Raw genomic sequence first — 18,449 nt, forward strand, 5'->3', positions numbered from 1 at the left:
TTGAAACAGAATACTTAATCTACGTTACTAAATAGCATAGATTTTAAAGAATATTGTCTGGTTAAACAAATATAGAGTACCATTTTAAACTCAAAGGTTAATATATAATGTGAATGCGATAAAATTGCGGGAATATTAGCTGTTATATTTGTAAATGACATTCCTAAAAGTGTTTCTAACAGTTTTAGAAATGCAATCAATCGCTATTAATAAACTCAGAATAATAGTCCACAGATTAAAAATATATTATGAACAACAAAGAAAATTTAGACCGGCGAAAGTTCTTGAAAAATACAGGTTTAGCAGCAGTTGCAATTCCGTTTTTACAAAGCTCTTGTACGGCGAAAACCGAAAAACCTGAAGCGGAAAAAACTGAAGATTCTTTTGAGTTTGCCTTTTTAACGGACATACACATTAAACCAGAAATGAACGCACCGCAAGGTTTTCAAATGGCGATTGACAAAGTAAATGAATTACAACCCGATTTTGTAATCACTGGTGGCGATCTAGTGTATGATGCGATGCGAGGTGATTTTGACAAGTGTGAACCGCTTTTCAACTTATATAAAACAATGGCCAAAGGTTTTCAAATGCCGGTTCATAACTGTTTAGGAAATCATGATTTATTTGCGATTTATGAAGAAAGTCCGGAAACGGAAGAACACCTAGATTATAAATACGGAATGTGGGAGCGCCATTTTGGGAAATCTTACTATTCTTTCGATCATAAAGGCTGGCATTTTATAACACTGAATTCTTTGGATGTTACTCCTAATAAAAGATATAAAGCTAGTTTTCATACTGAACAATTAGAATGGTTAAAAAATGATTTAGAAAAAGTAGATAAATCAACTCCAATTGTAATTACGACGCATATTCCAATGATGTGTACTTATACACAATTGAATGGTGGCAATAGTCGTGTAGTTGAGAACGCACCAGATGCATTTAAACTTTTAGAAAATCACAACTTAAAATTAGTGTTACAAGGCCATATTCACTGGAAGGAGTTTGGTATGGTAAACGACCGATTTCATTTTCTAACTGGTGGTTCTATTGCTGGAAATGGTTGGAAAGGTAGAAGACACAATACAAAAGAAGGTTTTGCGAAAATCAAAGTTACGGGAGACGATTTCTCATGGGAATATGTAGATCACGGATGGGAAGCCAAGCGATTAAAACTAGAAGTTAGTACTGAGGGTTAAAAACTTTACTGATTTAAGTTTTTTAGCATAAATCGTTTTACGTTTTCACCCATTATTGCTCTTATTTCTTCTTCATCAAATCCTTGATTCATGAGCTCTTCTACGAGCAAAGGTAATCCCGTTATATCAAAAGGGGTAGTTGCACTACCATCAAAATCTGAACCCAAGGCGATACAATTTACCGAAGCAATAGATTTAATATGTTTCATAGCATCTACAATTCCCTTAATAAGTGGTGTTGTTACTGCTCCTTTAAAATAAGCAACTCCAATTAAACCACCTTTAGCTGATATTTCTCGAACGTGATTATCTGATAAATTTCTTGAATTATCTAAGGTACCCCGAACTCCGGTATGCGAAACAAGTATAGGGTCTTTACTTTGTGCTAAAACATCATCAATAATTTTAGGTGAAGCGTGAGCCAAGTCAATAATCATTCCCAATTCATTCATTCGGTTAACCACATCGACACCAAAGCTCGTTAGTCCTTTTTTAGAAACACCATGGGCAGAACCACCAAGTTCATTATCGAAAAAATGTGTAGGTCCTAACATACGAACACCTTCATTAAATAGCTTGTCAAGATTTTCCAATTTTCCTTCCAGACAATGCCCGCCTTCAATTCCTAAAAAGCCACCCACAACTTTAGTATTCTCTTTTCTAAGTGAAATAAGCCTTTTTAAGTCTTGTGCATTTTTAACAACTATGAATTCATTATTGAAATCTGCGGCCAGTTTATGAAGCTTTTTACTCTGATAAACTGCTCTTTCGAATAAGCTAAACCAATTTGAAATAGGGCGTGCTTGCACAAAATTTAATAATGTAATATTATCAAAAGCATCAGCAGTATTCTCTGAAAAATTTTGCCCTTTCGGAGATTTTGTAACTATTGTAAATGCTTGTAAAGCCACATTTGCTTCTTGCATTCTTGGAAAATCAACCTGTCCAACGGAGTTATTAATGGTCAAGTCTCGACTCCATAATAAAGCATCACAATGAAGGTCAGAAATAAAGTCAAGCGAATTGTACATAGCAAGTGCTTTTTCTGATACACTATATGGCGGAGGTTGTTTTATTTTATTATGTTCCTTGTCTAGTTTTTTAGGAACAATGTATACCACAGCAGCATAAATAACCACCAAAGCTAATAGGGTTCCTAAAAATATTTTCTTTCTTTTCACTGCCATTTTCTAGTACTATTAATTCTCGAAAATACTTTTTAAGTAGGCAATTTTAGCTAGGTATATAGCCGTTTTCTCTTCATGAGATGAGTAGTACGACATTAATAATATATCATCTTGCATCAACAATCCTGGATAACTACAATCGCCTTCACTCGGTAATGTTAATAGTTTTGTTGTTTTTCCATTCAGCTCCACTTTGGAAATAATAGTTTGTGCTTTAGAAGGTAAATATTCTCTTGTTGCACAAAGCATAACGTCATTTTCAAGTATAATTAAATCCGGTCCCCCTAAACGTTTTTCTAAATCATTCCATTCCCATTTTGTATATGGAGGAGCACTTACTCCAATAGCACCATTAAAGCGACTTCCCCTACGAACCACCGCTATCATTTCATCCTTATTATTAAATCGAAGAGTTGTTTCATTACCTTCAATAACATCGAAAGTAGTTATAAACTTATAGTTGATACCATCGTCACTAACCATCAGTTGTACTGATTTTTCCTTTTTAGGTTGATACACTCCTGCATACACTTTTCCTTTATGCCAAGTGGCTCTCCAAAGCCAGTCTGTACCGGTTTTAATAACAGGATCTAGGGTAACATGTTCTGCTTTCGAAAAAGACTTTCCTTCACCATTACTAAAACTTACTTTAGGTGACATTGAGGTTAATTTCCCTGCCGTATAAACAGACCCTCCAATATTGAGCATGATTCTATTGTCTGGTGTAATTGATAATTGCGGATCTCTAAAATCTATTCCTTGCTCAAACAAATGCGCCACTGAATGCCAATTTTGACCATCTTTTGATGCAATTACCCGTATACTACCATTAGAATCATTTACATGACCATTGCTTTCCCTAAAGGCACAATAGAGCGTGCCGTTAAAATCTATTAAAGAAGTAAAAGCATTATGCGCTGCTCGGTCCCAAATCCGTTCTACGGACAAAATAGCTTCACGCTCTGGTGTATTTTGAGCACCAACAATAAGCGGTAAAAAAAGAAACGCAATAGCGTATAAATAAGATTTTAAATTCTTCATTCTTGTAGTTGTAAGTTCTATTTAATCTAACAATTTGTTCATACGTTCAATTGATTGTACCATAGCTCTAAGGGTATGGTAATTTATTTTCCAGTTATTGCTCATATGACTCCAGATAGGTTCTCCCTTTCTTGTCAACAACGGAAGCCATTCTCCAATTTTATGATCAATCATTTTGTCAAAAACAAATCGATGCACATTTTCATAAACTGGCAAATATTTATCTGACCCGTATACATTACACGCCTGTAATAAGGCGATAAGCATTTCGGCTTGCTGCCAAAATTCCTTTTCATAATCAGTTACGCTACCTGCATGAGAGCCTTCAACATAAACACCTCCAAATTCCCAATCGATGCCATCTGCTAATGCATGATTAAACTGAGTTTCAATTACCTTTTCATATTTCTCAAACGGAATATCTGCAATCTCAATCGCATGCATTAGTAGCCATGCAAATTCCACATTATGGCCATAACTTGTATTATCTTCTGGTGAAGACTTTACACCATCTTCCGAAAAACGATCCATTCCCCAAACGATATCAAATTTAATTTGTGGTGCAATTTTCCAATCTGCCGTAAACTGTGGTATCCCCGTTAAGTATTGTGGATGAATTATTTTTTTTACTAGGACCTCAATAATCTCGAGTAACTTTCTTTTGTGTAATTCTTTGCCACTACACTCATAAAGCGTTGTAAAAGCTTCCATTAAATGCATGTGCACATCTAATGTTTTTCTATCACCTCCTGCAGCGGCAGCCCCTTTTAGAGTCCAGTCGTTATTAAACATTTCAAAATATCCTCCATACATGGTATCAGCTCCGTATTTCTGAAGCAAATCGAAGCACTTTTCGGCATAGTAGAGGCCGCGTTGATCACCAGACGCTAATGTATATTCACTAAAAGCATAGATGATAAAACTATGCCCATAAATGATTTTTTCATCATTAAGAACATTGCCTTTTCTATCGGTCATCCAAAAAAAACCTTCATACTTCTTATCCCACATTTTATCAATTACAAAATCGACTCCATGTGTAGCATATTTTAAACATTTTCCAGCTCCATAACCAGCTCTGTGAGCAGCAGCAAAACTGTAAATACATCGCGCCTGCCCCAACATCGATTTTTCATCTAACCCTGTGTCCTTTCCTTCTTTATCAAAATGTGTTTTAAATCCTCCATTGACATCATCCTTACATCGATCAAACCAAAAAGGAAGTAACTCATTATTTAAATGTTCGTATGCTTCCTTTTTTAAATTTTGGATTTTGTCTTTATACATTTTCTTTATTAATCACTAATTATTTTTAAACATGTGAGTTCAATTTTAGATTTAACCTTGCCTATATAAAGTTTACCTTTTTTCCTTGCTTCGAGGTAAGTTTCACGATAGTATTACATGATGAAATAGTTATCACATAAAATTTGAGGGGAAAATAAGTAACTATAACGGTTGCGTATGGCGTAGGATTGCTAACAAATATAAGATTTAGCATATGCTTAATTTCTTCTATTTTATCGAGTTTACATCAAATATTAACTCTTAACTAAAAACAAAGTGCGCCGAAAGTTCTTAAATAGGAAGGTTAAATGTTTATGTAAAATCAGCAAGATTGTAGAAGTATAGGAACTATATTTTCTTTTAATTTGTTAGGCTCACAATTTGAATCCTATCCCAAACAACCTAACTTAGGAATCAAAATTTTTGAACACTAAATCAACACAATTAAAATAAAACAACAATGAAGAAAAGTATCTCAAGAAGAAAATTTATTAAAAAGACTTCTGTCGGAATAGCGGGAGTTTCTATGCTTTCTACAAGTGCTGCTTCCTATAGCCGAATTCTTGGATCAAATGATTCAATACAAATGGGGATAATTGGTATTCGCGGGAGAGGCGGTAGCCATATCAACAATTTTGGCAAGATGAAAAATGTTCGGATAAAATATCTTGTAGATATCGATGAAAATCTATTTAAGGATAGATTAGATGAAATAGAAAAATTTGCTGGATATCGTCCGAAAACCGAATGGGATATGCGTCGAATTTTTGACGATAAAGAAATTGATGCCGTTTCTGTTGCTGCACCAAATCACTGGCATGCACTTTCGACAATTTGGGGAGCGCAAGCGGGTAAACATGTGTATGTAGAAAAACCATCTACGCACAATGTGTTTGAAGGTAAAAAAATGATAGAAGCTGCCAGAAAGTATAATGTTTTAGTACAGGTTGGGTTTCAAAACCGTTCAATTGCCAATACGCAACGTGCGATTAAATTTATTCGTGACGGAAAATTAGGTGAAGTTTATATGACTAGAGGCCTTTGCTTTAAACCAAGACCAAGTATTGGTATGTACCCAGATGGCCCAATGAAGCCTGGAGAGCAATTTAAGATGAATGTTGAATCGGGCAGTTTCGAAACACCATATACAGAAGCGTATCTTAAAAATGTACATTATGATATGTGGCAAGGTCCAGCACCGGAAAAACCATTTAATAGAAACAGGTTTCATTACAATTGGCATTGGAATTTTGATTATGGCAACGGAGATACTGGCAATCAAGGACCACACCAATTTGATGTTGCTCGTTGGGCCTTAGGAAAAGAAGAACTTCCAACTCGTGTAAATTCTATGGGTGGATATTTTGGACCAAAATCGGCTCAAAACACACCTAATACACAAACTTCAATGTTTGAATATGCAGATGGTAAAATATTAGAATTTGGCACCAGAGGTATCTTCACAGATCCTGAAGGTGTTCTTTTACCGGACATTAATATTACAGGTGGTGGTAAAATATCTGCATCTAGTAAAGCATCTCCAATAAAAATTGGTGTAATTGTTTTAGGTACCGAAGGTTGGATGCAAATTGATGCTGGTGGTAACTGGCAAACTTTTTTCGGAAGAAACAATGAAGCAGGACCAACATCTGGTGAAAAAGATGAATCATTCAATCCTTTAAATTTAACCGGCGGTGGCGGTGAAGCTATTTTTGACAATTTTATTTCTGCTATTCGAAATAATGATCAATCAGAACTGACTTGTGATATCGAAACAGGGCATAAATCTAGTGTTCTACCATTACTAGCTAATGCGGCCTATAGAGTAGGTCGAGAATTACAAATAGATGGTAAGCATGAAACTTATGTTAAAGACAAAGAAGCCAGTAAATTATTAACCAGAGACTACAGAAAAGGCTATGTAGTGCCTGATAAAGTTTAAAAATTAAATCGCAAAAAAGAGGCATAAGTTTTTATGCCTCTTTTTTTTAAATATAATATTAAATGAGGACCATACTAACAGTTTTTACACTTATACTATTAACTAGTGCCTGTAAAGAAAAAAAAGCAGAAGTTGATATCAATGATAAGGCCAGTTCTAATACCATTACTTTAGAAAATAACGAAGCAGATAAAAAAGTAGATGTACTTGTGAACGGTAAGTTGTTCACCTCATATATATATGCTGATGATATTTCTGTTCTTAAGAAAACAACTTTATATCCAATTATTGCAGCAAACGGAGAAGCTATTACTCGCGGTTACCCTTTAAATACTAGACCTAATGAAAGAACCGATCACCCACATCATATTGGAGCGTGGTTTAATTATGGCGATGTAAATGGGCTTGACTTTTGGGGCAACTCCGATGAAATTAAAACTCCAAAAGAAAAATTAGGCACCATCCGCCATGACAAAATTATTAGTCAAAAAAATGGTAATGATAGTGCTACATTAGTAGTTAGTGCGAATTGGTTAAACCCTGATAAATCTATATTGATGAAGGAGGAAACCAAATTTGTTTTTTATGCAGAAGAAGGGAAGAGAATTATTGATAGAATTACAACTTTTAAGTCGCTTGATGAAACGGTTTTATTTAATGACACTAAAGAAGGAATGTTCGCTATTAGAACCGCTAGAGAATTGGAACACCCCAGTGATAGCCCCGTTACTTTAAGTGATTCAAATGGAAATAAAACTGATGTCCCAGTTACTGATAATTCCGGAGTCAGTGGTCAATATTTAAGCAGTGAAGGATTAACGGGTACCGATGTATGGGGAACACGTGCAAAGTGGATGGCACTTACAGGTACCATTAATAAAAATGATGTTACTGTAATGATTATGGACAAACCCAATAATGTAGGCTACCCTACATATTGGCATGCACGAGGCTACGGACTATTCGCTGCAAATCCTTTAGGACCAAAAGCTTTTACCGATGGTAAAGAGCCACCTATTAATTTTACGCTAGAACCAAACACAGCAATTTCGTTTACCTATCGTATAGAAGTCTTAAATGGAAAAAAAGACAGTGCAGAATTGGAATCAGAATTCGAGATATTTGCATCTAATTAAATCGGAAATTACCTGTTGAAAATCCAATTACTTAATTGTATTTTCTAGTATAATTACAGAAGGGCTTTCAGTTAGCCACTTTTTACTAAGCCCGGTGGTATCTCCTTTGGCAAGGAATTGAACATTAGACCCCAAAGCTATATCAATATCGCCATCGCCATCAATATCGCCTGTATCCATTACAATCCATCTACCATTCGATGACTCCGCAAAAGAAGAGGCCTCAAAATTTAATTCGCCTTTGTTTTCAAGATACACAAAACTTTCTTCTGGGGAATTTAAGTAATCGGGGAAATATGAAATGGTAGCAATATCCAAATCGCCATCAAGATCATAATCATTTGGTATCGCTTTATAAGCTCCATTTTGATGGAAGAAAAAAGTCTCTGTAAAATTTAAATTTCCATCATTTAAAAAAATATAAACACCATGGTATTCTTTTAAAAAAGGCGTCTTATCGGCATTATCACCACAGACGTATAAAATATCATCTTGGCCGTCATTATTAAAATCAACTAAATCAAAACTTTGGCTTCCATTTAGCGGTGAAAAAGAGAGTAATTGTTTTTCATTAAACCCGCCCTTTCCATCGTTTTCAAAATAAAACACTCCTTCGTTACCTTGAGCCATTAAAACAAAAATATCATTGAATCCATCAGCATTATTATCTTTAATAATAGTTTTAATGGCACCAGGGGCATTTTTGAGTGGGTGCGCCTTATAAGATCCGTTTTTTATGTTTTCGTACCAAACTAGTTTACCAGTAAGGTCGCCATATTCGCAAGCAAGAACATCTTCAAAACCATCTGCGTTTAAATCCCCGTAAGCCATATTTACAGGTCGCTGCATATTCGAAATTATTGGTGCATGCAGTTTAGAAGGTTGTTTCGTATCGTTTAAAGTTAATTGTTGCAAAGCACCATCAGACAAATCATTTGGAAAGATATTACGTCCAATAGTCGTTAATAAAACAGTGTCTTCTTTTTCGTAATAATGAATTGGAGTATCTTTTAAACGTAAACTATGTGCCTTCTTTAAATCGGAATCTAAAAATGTTAAACGGTTGTTGTTGCGCTTTCCATCACTAAAAACGAGTCTTCTTTTGTTTGGTAAAATTTTCACCATCGTAGTTATTGATGGTTTGTCGGCAAATTCAGGTTCTTTATAAGTAAAATGCTTTAAGCCTTTTTTTTTGTCTATTTTACGCTTAGGAACATAAACAGTTTCAGGTGAATTAGTAATGTAATACTCCGTTATTTTTTGCCAATCTGCTTTTGCCAGAAGCGGTGTTTCAGGAAATATATTAGCCTCTTTTACTACTTGAGCATTTCTTGGAGATCCGAAAATACTATCGGGCTGATGCTTCCCATTAAAAATTCCCAATCGATTGGCCATGGCAGGTAAAACATCAAACTTCCAACTAGCTTTTGGTAATACTTCTGGCGCTACATAAAGGTGGCAGCTAGCACAATGAATTTCAGCTAATTCTTGTCCGCTAAGATTCGATTGAGGTATCTCTTTTTGTTCCGTACTTTTTTGCTCATTTTTACAACCATAAGAAAATAGTAAACATAAAATGATAGAAAACAAAACAAGCTTCTGCATAACTACTTACTTACGGCGTATAGCAACAAAAATAATGCATCACATGTTATTAATTACAACAAAATAGTATAACATGAAATACTAAAAGCAAACGGTTACTTTACAAGTAATTAAACTCTTAAAAAAATCTTCTTTTTGTATAAATAGTAAAGAAAAAACCATTCTAGCACTATGACGCCCATAACAATAATAACATTACCATATTCACCAGCTGGTTTTGCGGCAAAGCCAAGAAAAAATCGAGATGCATGCCAGAAATCAATAATTTTTACCCCCATGTATATGGTGATAGAGTTCATACCAATTACCCTAAAAAAGAAAGTCCAGTTACGCCATTTAAGCACATCAATTACATAATAGAACAATGCCATTAGTAAAAAGCTAATTCCTGCTGTGAGCATATTAAATGTAACAGTCCAAATATTTTTTACGATTGGATAAACAGGTGATAACAAAAGTGCTAGTACAATTAGCGGAATTCCGATACCGACTAAAATACCAGTCTTTTTTTGTTGTGAATTTACTTTGTCACGAAGAATAGTACCCGCAAAAAACCCAAATAATGTAATTACAGTTGCAGAAACAATGGACAGTATTCCTTCTGGATCATACGTATCATAAATCAGCCTACCAGGTAAGAATTGTTGATCTATCCAAGCATTGACAGAACCTTCGGGAGTAATTACACCAGCTCCAAATCCTGGGACTGGAGTGAAAAGCTGTAATATGGTTATCCCTATCATAATTCCGATTAACCAAAGAATTCTAACTTTAATATTTTTAGTATACAAAACTAGCATTGAGGCAAAGAAGTAACCAATTCCTATTTGAGACAATACGCTTAAATAACGTAAGTCTGTAAATCCATTTTTTAAAGCACCATTGTAAATTAATCCAAAAAGAACCAACAAAACCATTCTTTTAAAAACCTTCTTGAATAGGGCAGATTTTTCAACTCCCTTTTCCAATTTACTAACTAGTGCGAATGGTATTGCTACCCCAGACATAAACATGAATAAAGGAAAGATTAAATCTTCAAAATGAAACCCTTCCCATGGAACATGGTGCATTTGTTCAGCCAACACCTCTACCCAACCCCAACCGGTGGCTTTAGCGAGAGCACCCACTAACGAACCTCCACCTATTATCCACAACATATCAAAGCCTCGTAAAGTATCTAATGAAAGCAGCCGTTCTTTAGTTTCTGAATTTGGTTTGGTTTCCATATTTATACTTTTTTGGTTACTAAAAAAATAAAGGGACGCTAAAAATATAGCATCCCTTTAAAACTAACTCAATCAACTCAACAATTTTAATAATCCCATGATTATATTCATTTAGGGATGATTTTATTTTATAGTATTATTCTATCACTTCTAACGGCGGAACATTACCAGCATAACCATCATAACCATAATTCTGGTTTATAACACCTAAAGTATTCGCAGTAATTATTTTAGAAGGAATAGGCCAAAGCGCATGATAAGGTTCCATACCAGCTGTATTACCCAATAATGTGACTTGTTTTTCATAAGTTTTATTTAAGCGCATTACTCTGTCATAATAATAATTTTTATCACCGAATGTACTTAAGCTGTAACCGTCCAAATTTTGCTGAGCTAGAATATATGATACTCTAATTAATTCTGAATGCCTTGGAGCTTCCGCGAAAAGTTCTCTTGCTCTTTCGTCGAAAATAAAATCTAGCGTTACATCACCTGCAGATATTGGCAATGCATTAGCTCTTTGCCTTACTTTATTAATATCAGCTGATGCCTCTGCCAATTGACCTTTCCAGAAATAAGCTTCAGCTCTTAACAAATAAGCTCCGGCCAATCTAAACAAATACCAATCACCATTTCCGCCCATAGGTCTTGCTGTAGGGTCGTCTTGTGGTACATGCATAATATAATATGGCATTGCATATATATATTTAAAAGTATCTAATTCTTGAGCAAAATAAGCTTCATTTACTGGTGTACCGAAATCTACTGATGCGGGGTTGTTATACAATAATTCATCTTTATCCGTCCAGTTAATATCTGCACGTCTTAAATCTTGTGTATTATCCCATGTTTGTCCTCCATATTCCCATAACTTATATTGATAATGATGCGTAAGACGTACGTTACAATTTCCTCTTCCTAAAGAATCATACATAACCTGACCAGTACCATCAGTGGTCATACCAGGCGCTCCCTGGCTATCTAATACCGCTGGCTGAAACCATTGTGCATTATAATTACGCATTGTATATAACCCATCGGACCTAGCGTCAGAAGGAGCCTCATATCTATCTACAATGGCAAGTATTGTTTCTCTATTTTCAGCGCTGTTGAAGTTTTTAGGGCGGTGAAGATCCCAAATTAAGTTTCGTTTTGTATCAGCTAAATCAACACCAAATCTAGATTCCATTAAAGAATAAGGTCCTTCAATTACCTTATTAATGCTAGCTAAAGCTTTATCAAATTCACTATTCGCCAGATAAACTTTGGTCAATAAATAATTCGCAGCACCTTTTGAAATATCGCCAGGGCCAGCAGTTTCTGGTAGCCATTGTGCAGCAAATTCTAAATCTTCTTGTGATTTTGTCAAAATGGTCCATCTGCTATGAGAAGCAAAATCTAATTTTTCGCCAATAATTTCCTCATTCACATAAGGCACATCACCATATGTATTTACCATGCGGTAATACCAATACGCCTTGTGCCATAGTGCTTCAGCTAAAATTCTATTCCGGTCATCTTGACTATCCCATTCAATATCGTCAATTCTAGATATAGCTACATTTGCATTTTTAATATGACCAAATGTCTCCGTGAAAAAATCTAAGAAAGGATAATATTGCGATTGATTTGGCGTAAGCTTATGAAAATCTAGCTGTGACCACGGTGAGGCTAAATCAGAGGCTGAGTACTCAGCGGCTATAGAATTTAAATATCCAGTATTTTCACTTTTTAGAGCTTTTCTCAATGTAAAAAGCATTGATTCAAACCCATCCTTATCAACATAAACGTTTTCGGGACTAAAAAAAGATTTTGGTTGTGGGTCTAACCAGTCTTTCGAACATGAAGTAATCATGACGAACATAACCAAACCTAATATTGCAAGTTGTTTTTGTATTTTTTTCATCTTATGGTTATTTAAGGTTATTATAATGTTACGCTCAATCCTAATGAATATGTCTTTGTCATAGGGTTGTTTAAAGATTCAGGGTCCCATCCAGGCCATTTTGAGAAGTAATATAAATTGTGACCCGAAAAGAATAATCTAGCATTCGAAATACCATATCGTTCCATAAAATCTGATGGAATATTGTAAGACAAGGTTACATCTTGAATTCTAAGAAAAGAACTTTTCTTATAAATTTGAAGCCCTCCTCCATACACTGTATTATTTGCAATTAGTCGAGGATAATCATTAATTGGATTCTCAGGTGTCCAATATGGAATGTTTACTTCATTTCTTCTATCATAAGTATCGCTTCCTCCTTGACGCAATGCATAGGAGAACTGATCTATTTGTCCGAATTCACCTCTTAGGAAAATTGATGCAGTGAAGTTCTTTAAGAAATTAAACTGGTTTCTCATACCCATTCTAAAACGGGGCTCAGTGTATCCAAGAAACTGTTTATCCTGCAATTCTTCATATACTCCGTCACCATCTACATCTTCAGCTTTCCAATCTCCTGGTTCTAATCCTACAGCAGCAGCAGCGGCCGCTTCATCAACTTGCCAAATGCCCAAGGTATTGTAATCCCAAACAGCATCGATAGCGTGACCAGGAAACCATTGGTTTGTATAATCTGGTAATTCAACGCCGTCTTCATCAAAGTTGCTAAATAGCTTTTTGATTTTGTTACGGTTAAGCGCAAAAGTTAAATTTGTTTTCCATGTTAAATTCTCATTGCTAACATTAACTGTATTTAATGTTATTTCTACACCAGTATTTTGCAACTCACCAAGATTAGCCAAAATGGATTCATACCCAGTGATTTCAGGTAATTTTCGTTCCATTAGTAGATCTATTGTTGACATAGAATATACGTCTGCAGCAAAATTTATGCGATTGTTAAACATAGATAAGTCAAGACCAAAATTCAGTGATTCTGTTTTTTCCCAACGCAAGGCACTATTAGCTAAAGTACTGTTGAATACTCCTACTTGTGTGTTGGTTCCATCATAATAGATATCAGATGATGTCTGAGCCAATGAACCATAAATATCAATATCACGGTTACCGTTTATACCCCAAGAAGCTCTTAATTTCAATTGATTTATGGCATCAACGTTAAAAAAGTTTTCATCTGAAACTTTCCATGCTAATGCTACAGCTGGGAAAACAGCTCTCGGATTTTCTTGTCCAAATGCAGAATAACCATCTCTTCGAACAGATGCTGTCAACAAATATTTGTCGTTAAAAACATAATTTAATCGTGCCATCGAAGCATCAGCAGTAGATTCTCTATCATCTGTGCTTACTGCAGGATTTACACCATATTGCAAACCATGATATCCAAGGTTTTCATTTGGCGTAAATTGCTCATTTTGCAAGTACGAATATGAAGACTTGTTTTGTTCTGCACTCTGTAATAATGTTAAATCGAAAGAATGCTTACCGAATTCTTTTTTCCAAGTAAGTATATTATCGAATATCCAGTTGTAAGAAGAATATTCTTCTCTAGTTCCAAACCCGCTTTGACCTCCTGGTATTGTTTCAGACGACCAAAAATTATAATCTCCATATGATTCAAATCTGGGTTGAAATGATAATTTATATTTAATACCGAATGGCAATTGAATATTAGTATATAAGGTACTAAACAAAGAATTAATTTTATTTGTACGGTCCTGCCCATAATAGTTAAGCAATGGATTCTCTACTGTAAAATCATTCGGATATCTTTTTATAGTACCATCTGGATTATACTCAGAACCATAAGGGCTCATGCGAAGCATATTAGATAAGCTCACATTAGGACCAGAGTTCTGGTCTACAGAAACTGCACCTTCATCGCGGTTTGTAAATTGAGTATTCATCCCAATATCCATCCATTTAGTAGGTTTGAAATTTAAATTCAATCTAGTAGTAATAGCAGAAAAATCGTCACCCAAAAGTATACCTTCATTTTCTTGATAACCCATAGACCAGAAATAGGTTACCTCATCAGTTCCTCCATTTATGCTCAAATCATATTTCTGCTGAACTGCGCCACTCCGTATCGTTTTATCATACCAATCAATGGAATTTCCATTTATATAATTTTCCATTTCAACAGGAAAAAATGTTAGCCTGGTTAACCATTCTCTTGTATTATCTGCATTTGGATTGTTACTTGCATTTCTCCATTGGTCGAGAGTTACACCAGATGGCAATTGGTTTGGATTGTCATAATAAAAAGAAGGCGAACTAGTGTCTAGTGCTCTTTTCACATCTTGCCGAAACGAAATATATTCTTCTGAATCGTTAGAATCAAATCTATTAGTTGCACTAACAATACCTATCTGTGATGTAAAATTGACAGTTGTTTTCCCTTTAGTCCCTCCTTTTGTTGTAATTAGAATCACACCGGATGATGCTCTAGAACCATAAACAGCAGCAGAACTTGCATCTTTTAAAATATCAATTGATTTAACATCTGAAGGATTTATGTCTCTAATACTTCCATTATAAATAGAACCATCGATAACAATCATTGGTTGGGTTGATGCATTTAATGAATTTGCTCCCCTAACCTCTATAGAACTTTCTCCTGAAGCGCTTGAAGATTGACTCATATTTAAACCAGCAACCGTACCCTGCAACATATCTGTAATTTGGGTCATATGTTGATCTTTGTAAGTGTCGGAACTTACATTTGCCACTGAACCAGTAAGGTCACTTTTTTTCATGGTACCATAACCAACTACAACTACTTCATCAAGTTCAGACACCTCTGTTTTTAACAAAATTTCGATGTTAGTCTGGCCGGCAACTGGAATTTCTTTCGTACCATATCCTATATAACTAACAACAAGCGTAGCGTTTGACGGAATATCAATGGTAAACTCCCCATCAAAATTAGTAAGTATACCATTGGTTGTACCTTTTTCTACAACATTAGCACCAATTACTGGCATTCCATCTTCTTGGTCTATAATCGTACCCGTTACTGTAATATTTGCGTCCTGTGCAAAAAACGGGGTCTGCATTAAAGTTAGGACTATAAATAATAGTAAGTTCTTTTTCATAATTAGTTTAGTTTGTTTCTCATTTCAATTTCGGTAGTCATCTGTAAAAATTATTCTTTTGTCATTTCATACGTATACATCAATTTTTAGTAAATACAATCTCAATTATTGTTTCCATTTCCATTCTGTTGGAAAATCAACTAAATCGTGAATGTTTATTTGTTCTTTCGTTTCTATGGATTTTACCGCAGCAATACCAATTAAACTAGACATTAGGCCTGCTCTAGAGTCCGCCATTTGTTCTAATTCATCGGGTTGATTTGGCAAGAAAATCTTATCTCTTAATTTATCATCAGAACCACCATGAGTTCCAGTATCTCGACCTAAACCATATGCCTTAGTGCCTTTAAAATTTTTGGTTATTCTAAACTCAAACACATTTTCTACATCCCACGGTTGAGCATCATATACTCGAACTTCCAAACGGCCTTTTTCACAATTAAAAGCAATGTTCTGACCTTCATATGGCATAAAAGAATTTAGAGAATAACTTAATAGAACATCATTTGCATATGCCACCTCAACAGTCATAGAATCATATGAGTCAATTTCAGCATCCCAAACACAACCATCTCTTAAATATCCATCTTCAGCTTCTCCTGAGAGATAAAGCTCTTTACTACCATAAGTTTCAATATCCCAATAGAAATCACATTCCTTTTTAAAAGAACATGTCCGGCAATTTTTTCCTCTGAATGAATTATTCGTACCGTAAAAACCAACTTTCCCATTAGCCTTTACTGTTACAGGTTCAGAATCGAGCCACCAATTCATCTGATCAAAGTGATGTGAAGCTTTATGTACAAGTAAGCTTCCAGAAAATCTTTTTTTACCATGCCACCTTCTGTAATACGATGCGCCATGATCAACATTTAAATATTCGTGATACTCGGCAGAAAGTACTTTTCCGAGTTCACCTGAATTCAAAATCCTTTTAATCTCTTCAGACTCATTACTAAATCTGGCATTAAATGTGGTTGTAATCTTTTTACCCGTTCGATTCTCAGCCGCAATTAGTTTTCTACCTTGATGGGCTTCAGTTACCAAAGGTTTCTCCGAAATAACATCACAGCCTAATTCCATTGCTTTTACAATATACTTTTCATGAAAGCAGTCGGTAGTTGTGACAATAACGGTATCTGGCTGTGTTTCCCTAATCATTTTTTCAAATTCTGAAGAATGATACATTGGCGCCTTTGTTCCAATAAGCTTTTTAGCATAATCCATGCGACCTAGGTTCACATCACACAAGGCAACGAGTTCTGCATGTTGCCCATAACTTTTAACTATTGGTTTTGCCCAAGAACTACTACCTCGAGTACCTGTTCCAACCAAAGCATATTTCTTTTTACCCTTATTGGTCTTTTTTAAATCACCATCTAAGCTACGAGTGGACAACGAAAAGGGGGCGGCTGCAGCAGCCATTGTAGTGCTTTTTAGAAATCTTCTACGTCCATTTTTCTGATTATCCATAGTTCTAAATCCTTTGAATTTTGATGAAGAGTTAACTTTGAGTTAACAATAATACAAAAATTGTGTGCGCAAACAAATATTTATAAAAATTTATTTATTCTTACATTTTACCCCTACAAACAATGAATTATATGCTATTTTTTCATATATTTGTGTAGGCACACAAGGAAAGTTAATATCCTATAAAACTAAAAACCAGTGGATAAATCAAGAAGAACTACAATACAAGACATTGCAAAATTTGTAAATGTTTCCATTGGCACAGTTGATCGTGTTATTCATAATAGAGGAAATGTTTCGCCCGATAAGAAGAAGAAGATTTTAGAAGCGATTAAAATTTTAAATTTTAATCCAAATTTTTTAGCGAGCACCTTAGCTTTAGGGAAACAGCGTCATATTTGTAGTCTGCTGCCTAAACCAGCCTCTAAAAACAGTTTCTGGGAGCTTCCCAAACAGGGAGTTGAACAAACAGCTATTGAATACAAAGATTTTGGCATAACCTACACTGCGTTTGATTACGATTTAAATGAAGAGTCAAGTTTTATTGCAAAGACTTTAGATGTGTTAGATGCAAACCCAGATGGTGTGATCTTAGCCCCGCTTTTTCGTGAAGAAAGTCTATTGTTCGTAAAAAAGCTTGAGGAAAGACAAATACCATACATATTTATTGATTCAATTATACCTGATCAAAAAAACTTGTCATATATAGGTCCAGATTTAAAAGGTGGCGGATATGTCGCTGCTAAATTAATGAGTTCAATATTAAACTCAAATGATGATATTTTAATCGTAAATCTTATTAAGTCGGTTGAAAACAGTAATCTAAATATCATTGAAAAAGGATTTCGTGAATATTTCGATTCCACTGAAAATGTAAGCCAAAGAAATATTAAGTCAATTACAATACCCACTATAGATGAAAGGAATATTAATATTGAACTAACTAAATACTATCTAAAAAATCCTGACACAAAAGGTGTTTTTATTACGAATTCAAAAGCTTCATTAATTGCAAAATATCATGTACTACATGAGCTTCCTGTAAAAATGATAGGATTTGATTTATTGGAAGATAACATTCAAGAAATGAAGAATGGAACTATTGACTATTTAATTTCCCAAAGGCCTTTTTTCCAAGGTTCTATGGCGGTTAAAGCGTTATTCCATTATTTTATTTATAAAAAAATACCAACCAAACTTCAACTTGTGCCTCTTGATATTATAATAAAAGAAACCGTAGATTATTATATGGATTTTAAAGAGCCCTCTGTTGGTGCTATTTTATCCAAAAACTAACAGTATTCATTTAAAACTAGAAAATCGTTATGTTTGGTTTTTACTCC

General features: G+C 34.8%; 12 protein-coding genes. 4 read left to right on the forward strand and 8 right to left on the reverse strand.

The genetic code is table 11. The features are described from left to right. Nucleotides 1–248 precede the first annotated feature (248 nt). The gene (locus UH7x_RS07180) at nt 249–1,205 is read left to right on the forward strand and encodes a metallophosphoesterase family protein (protein WP_482363042.1); all 957 of its coding nucleotides are present in this window, start codon (nt 249–251) and stop codon (nt 1,203–1,205) included. Nucleotides 1,206–1,210: 5 nt separating this feature from the next. Here UH7x_RS07180 and UH7x_RS07185 read toward each other — a convergent pair whose 3' ends face one another. From UH7x_RS07185 to UH7x_RS07195, 3 genes are read right to left on the reverse strand one after another with little or no spacing between them, the layout of a single operon-like run. Further along, on the reverse strand, nt 1,211–2,392 hold the full coding sequence (locus UH7x_RS07185; protein ID WP_482363043.1) for a dipeptidase: 1,182 nt from the start codon (nt 2,390–2,392) through the stop codon (nt 1,211–1,213). A gap of 12 nt (nt 2,393–2,404) precedes the next feature. Continuing rightward, nucleotides 2,405–3,433, reverse strand: coding sequence for a sialidase family protein (locus tag UH7x_RS07190; protein WP_482363044.1), 1,029 nt, complete (start codon nt 3,431–3,433; stop codon nt 2,405–2,407). 21 nt (nt 3,434–3,454) lie between these two features. Next, nucleotides 3,455–4,720 carry an AGE family epimerase/isomerase gene (locus UH7x_RS07195; RefSeq protein WP_482363045.1) on the reverse strand — a complete coding sequence of 422 codons (1,266 nt, stop codon included), beginning with the start codon at nt 4,718–4,720 and terminating at the stop codon, nt 3,455–3,457. Between the two features lie 460 nt (nt 4,721–5,180). Here UH7x_RS07195 and UH7x_RS07200 point away from each other — a divergent pair, with 460 nt between their 5' ends. Then, nucleotides 5,181–6,662 (forward strand): Gfo/Idh/MocA family protein, encoded by a 1,482-nt coding sequence (locus tag UH7x_RS07200; RefSeq protein WP_482363046.1) that lies wholly within the window; start codon nt 5,181–5,183, stop codon nt 6,660–6,662. 62 nt (nt 6,663–6,724) lie between these two features. Further along, nucleotides 6,725–7,798 (forward strand): DUF6807 domain-containing protein, encoded by a 1,074-nt coding sequence (locus tag UH7x_RS07205; protein ID WP_482363047.1) that lies wholly within the window; start codon nt 6,725–6,727, stop codon nt 7,796–7,798. A gap of 27 nt (nt 7,799–7,825) precedes the next feature. Here UH7x_RS07205 and UH7x_RS07210 read toward each other — a convergent pair whose 3' ends face one another. The 5 genes from UH7x_RS07210 to UH7x_RS07230 form a co-directional block, all read right to left on the reverse strand. Further along, nucleotides 7,826–9,403: an FG-GAP repeat domain-containing protein gene (locus UH7x_RS07210; RefSeq protein ID WP_482363048.1), complete on the reverse strand. Its 1,578-nt coding sequence runs from the start codon at nt 9,401–9,403 to the stop codon at nt 7,826–7,828. Nucleotides 9,404–9,513: 110 nt separating this feature from the next. Then, a complete protein-coding gene (locus UH7x_RS07215) occupies nt 9,514–10,629 on the reverse strand; it encodes an acyltransferase family protein (RefSeq protein ID WP_482363049.1) in 1,116 nt (371 codons plus the stop codon). A 136-nt stretch (nt 10,630–10,765) separates the two neighbouring features. Continuing rightward, nucleotides 10,766–12,535: a RagB/SusD family nutrient uptake outer membrane protein gene (locus UH7x_RS07220; protein WP_482363050.1), complete on the reverse strand. Its 1,770-nt coding sequence runs from the start codon at nt 12,533–12,535 to the stop codon at nt 10,766–10,768. Nucleotides 12,536–12,555: 20 nt separating this feature from the next. Beyond that, complete coding sequence (locus tag UH7x_RS07225) at nt 12,556–15,633, reverse strand: SusC/RagA family TonB-linked outer membrane protein (RefSeq protein ID WP_482363051.1); 3,078 nt, start codon at nt 15,631–15,633, stop codon at nt 12,556–12,558. A gap of 105 nt (nt 15,634–15,738) precedes the next feature. Then, complete coding sequence (locus tag UH7x_RS07230; protein WP_482363052.1) at nt 15,739–17,106, reverse strand: Gfo/Idh/MocA family protein; 1,368 nt, start codon at nt 17,104–17,106, stop codon at nt 15,739–15,741. Nucleotides 17,107–17,304: 198 nt separating this feature from the next. Here UH7x_RS07230 and UH7x_RS07235 point away from each other — a divergent pair, with 198 nt between their 5' ends. After that, nucleotides 17,305–18,402, forward strand: coding sequence for a substrate-binding domain-containing protein (locus tag UH7x_RS07235; protein ID WP_482363053.1), 1,098 nt, complete (start codon nt 17,305–17,307; stop codon nt 18,400–18,402). The last annotated feature ends 47 nt before the right edge of the window (nt 18,403–18,449 follow it).

The organism is Aurantibacter sp. UH7 (assembly GCF_056839165.1).

What these genes read in the sequence shown, in the direction of transcription:
- UH7x_RS07180 (WP_482363042.1), top strand. Translation starts at nt 249, where the DNA reads ATGAACAACAAAGAAAATTTAGACCGGCGAAAGTTCTTGAAAAATACA.
- UH7x_RS07185 (WP_482363043.1), bottom strand. Translation starts at nt 2,392, where the DNA reads ATGGCAGTGAAAAGAAAGAAAATATTTTTAGGAACCCTATTAGCTTTG.
- UH7x_RS07190 (WP_482363044.1), bottom strand. Translation starts at nt 3,433, where the DNA reads ATGAAGAATTTAAAATCTTATTTATACGCTATTGCGTTTCTTTTTTTA.
- UH7x_RS07195 (WP_482363045.1), bottom strand. Translation starts at nt 4,720, where the DNA reads ATGTATAAAGACAAAATCCAAAATTTAAAAAAGGAAGCATACGAACAT.
- UH7x_RS07200 (WP_482363046.1), top strand. Translation starts at nt 5,181, where the DNA reads ATGAAGAAAAGTATCTCAAGAAGAAAATTTATTAAAAAGACTTCTGTC.
- UH7x_RS07205 (WP_482363047.1), top strand. Translation starts at nt 6,725, where the DNA reads ATGAGGACCATACTAACAGTTTTTACACTTATACTATTAACTAGTGCC.
- UH7x_RS07210 (WP_482363048.1), bottom strand. Translation starts at nt 9,403, where the DNA reads ATGCAGAAGCTTGTTTTGTTTTCTATCATTTTATGTTTACTATTTTCT.
- UH7x_RS07215 (WP_482363049.1), bottom strand. Translation starts at nt 10,629, where the DNA reads ATGGAAACCAAACCAAATTCAGAAACTAAAGAACGGCTGCTTTCATTA.
- UH7x_RS07220 (WP_482363050.1), bottom strand. Translation starts at nt 12,535, where the DNA reads ATGAAAAAAATACAAAAACAACTTGCAATATTAGGTTTGGTTATGTTC.
- UH7x_RS07225 (WP_482363051.1), bottom strand. Translation starts at nt 15,633, where the DNA reads ATGAAAAAGAACTTACTATTATTTATAGTCCTAACTTTAATGCAGACC.
- UH7x_RS07230 (WP_482363052.1), bottom strand. Translation starts at nt 17,106, where the DNA reads ATGGATAATCAGAAAAATGGACGTAGAAGATTTCTAAAAAGCACTACA.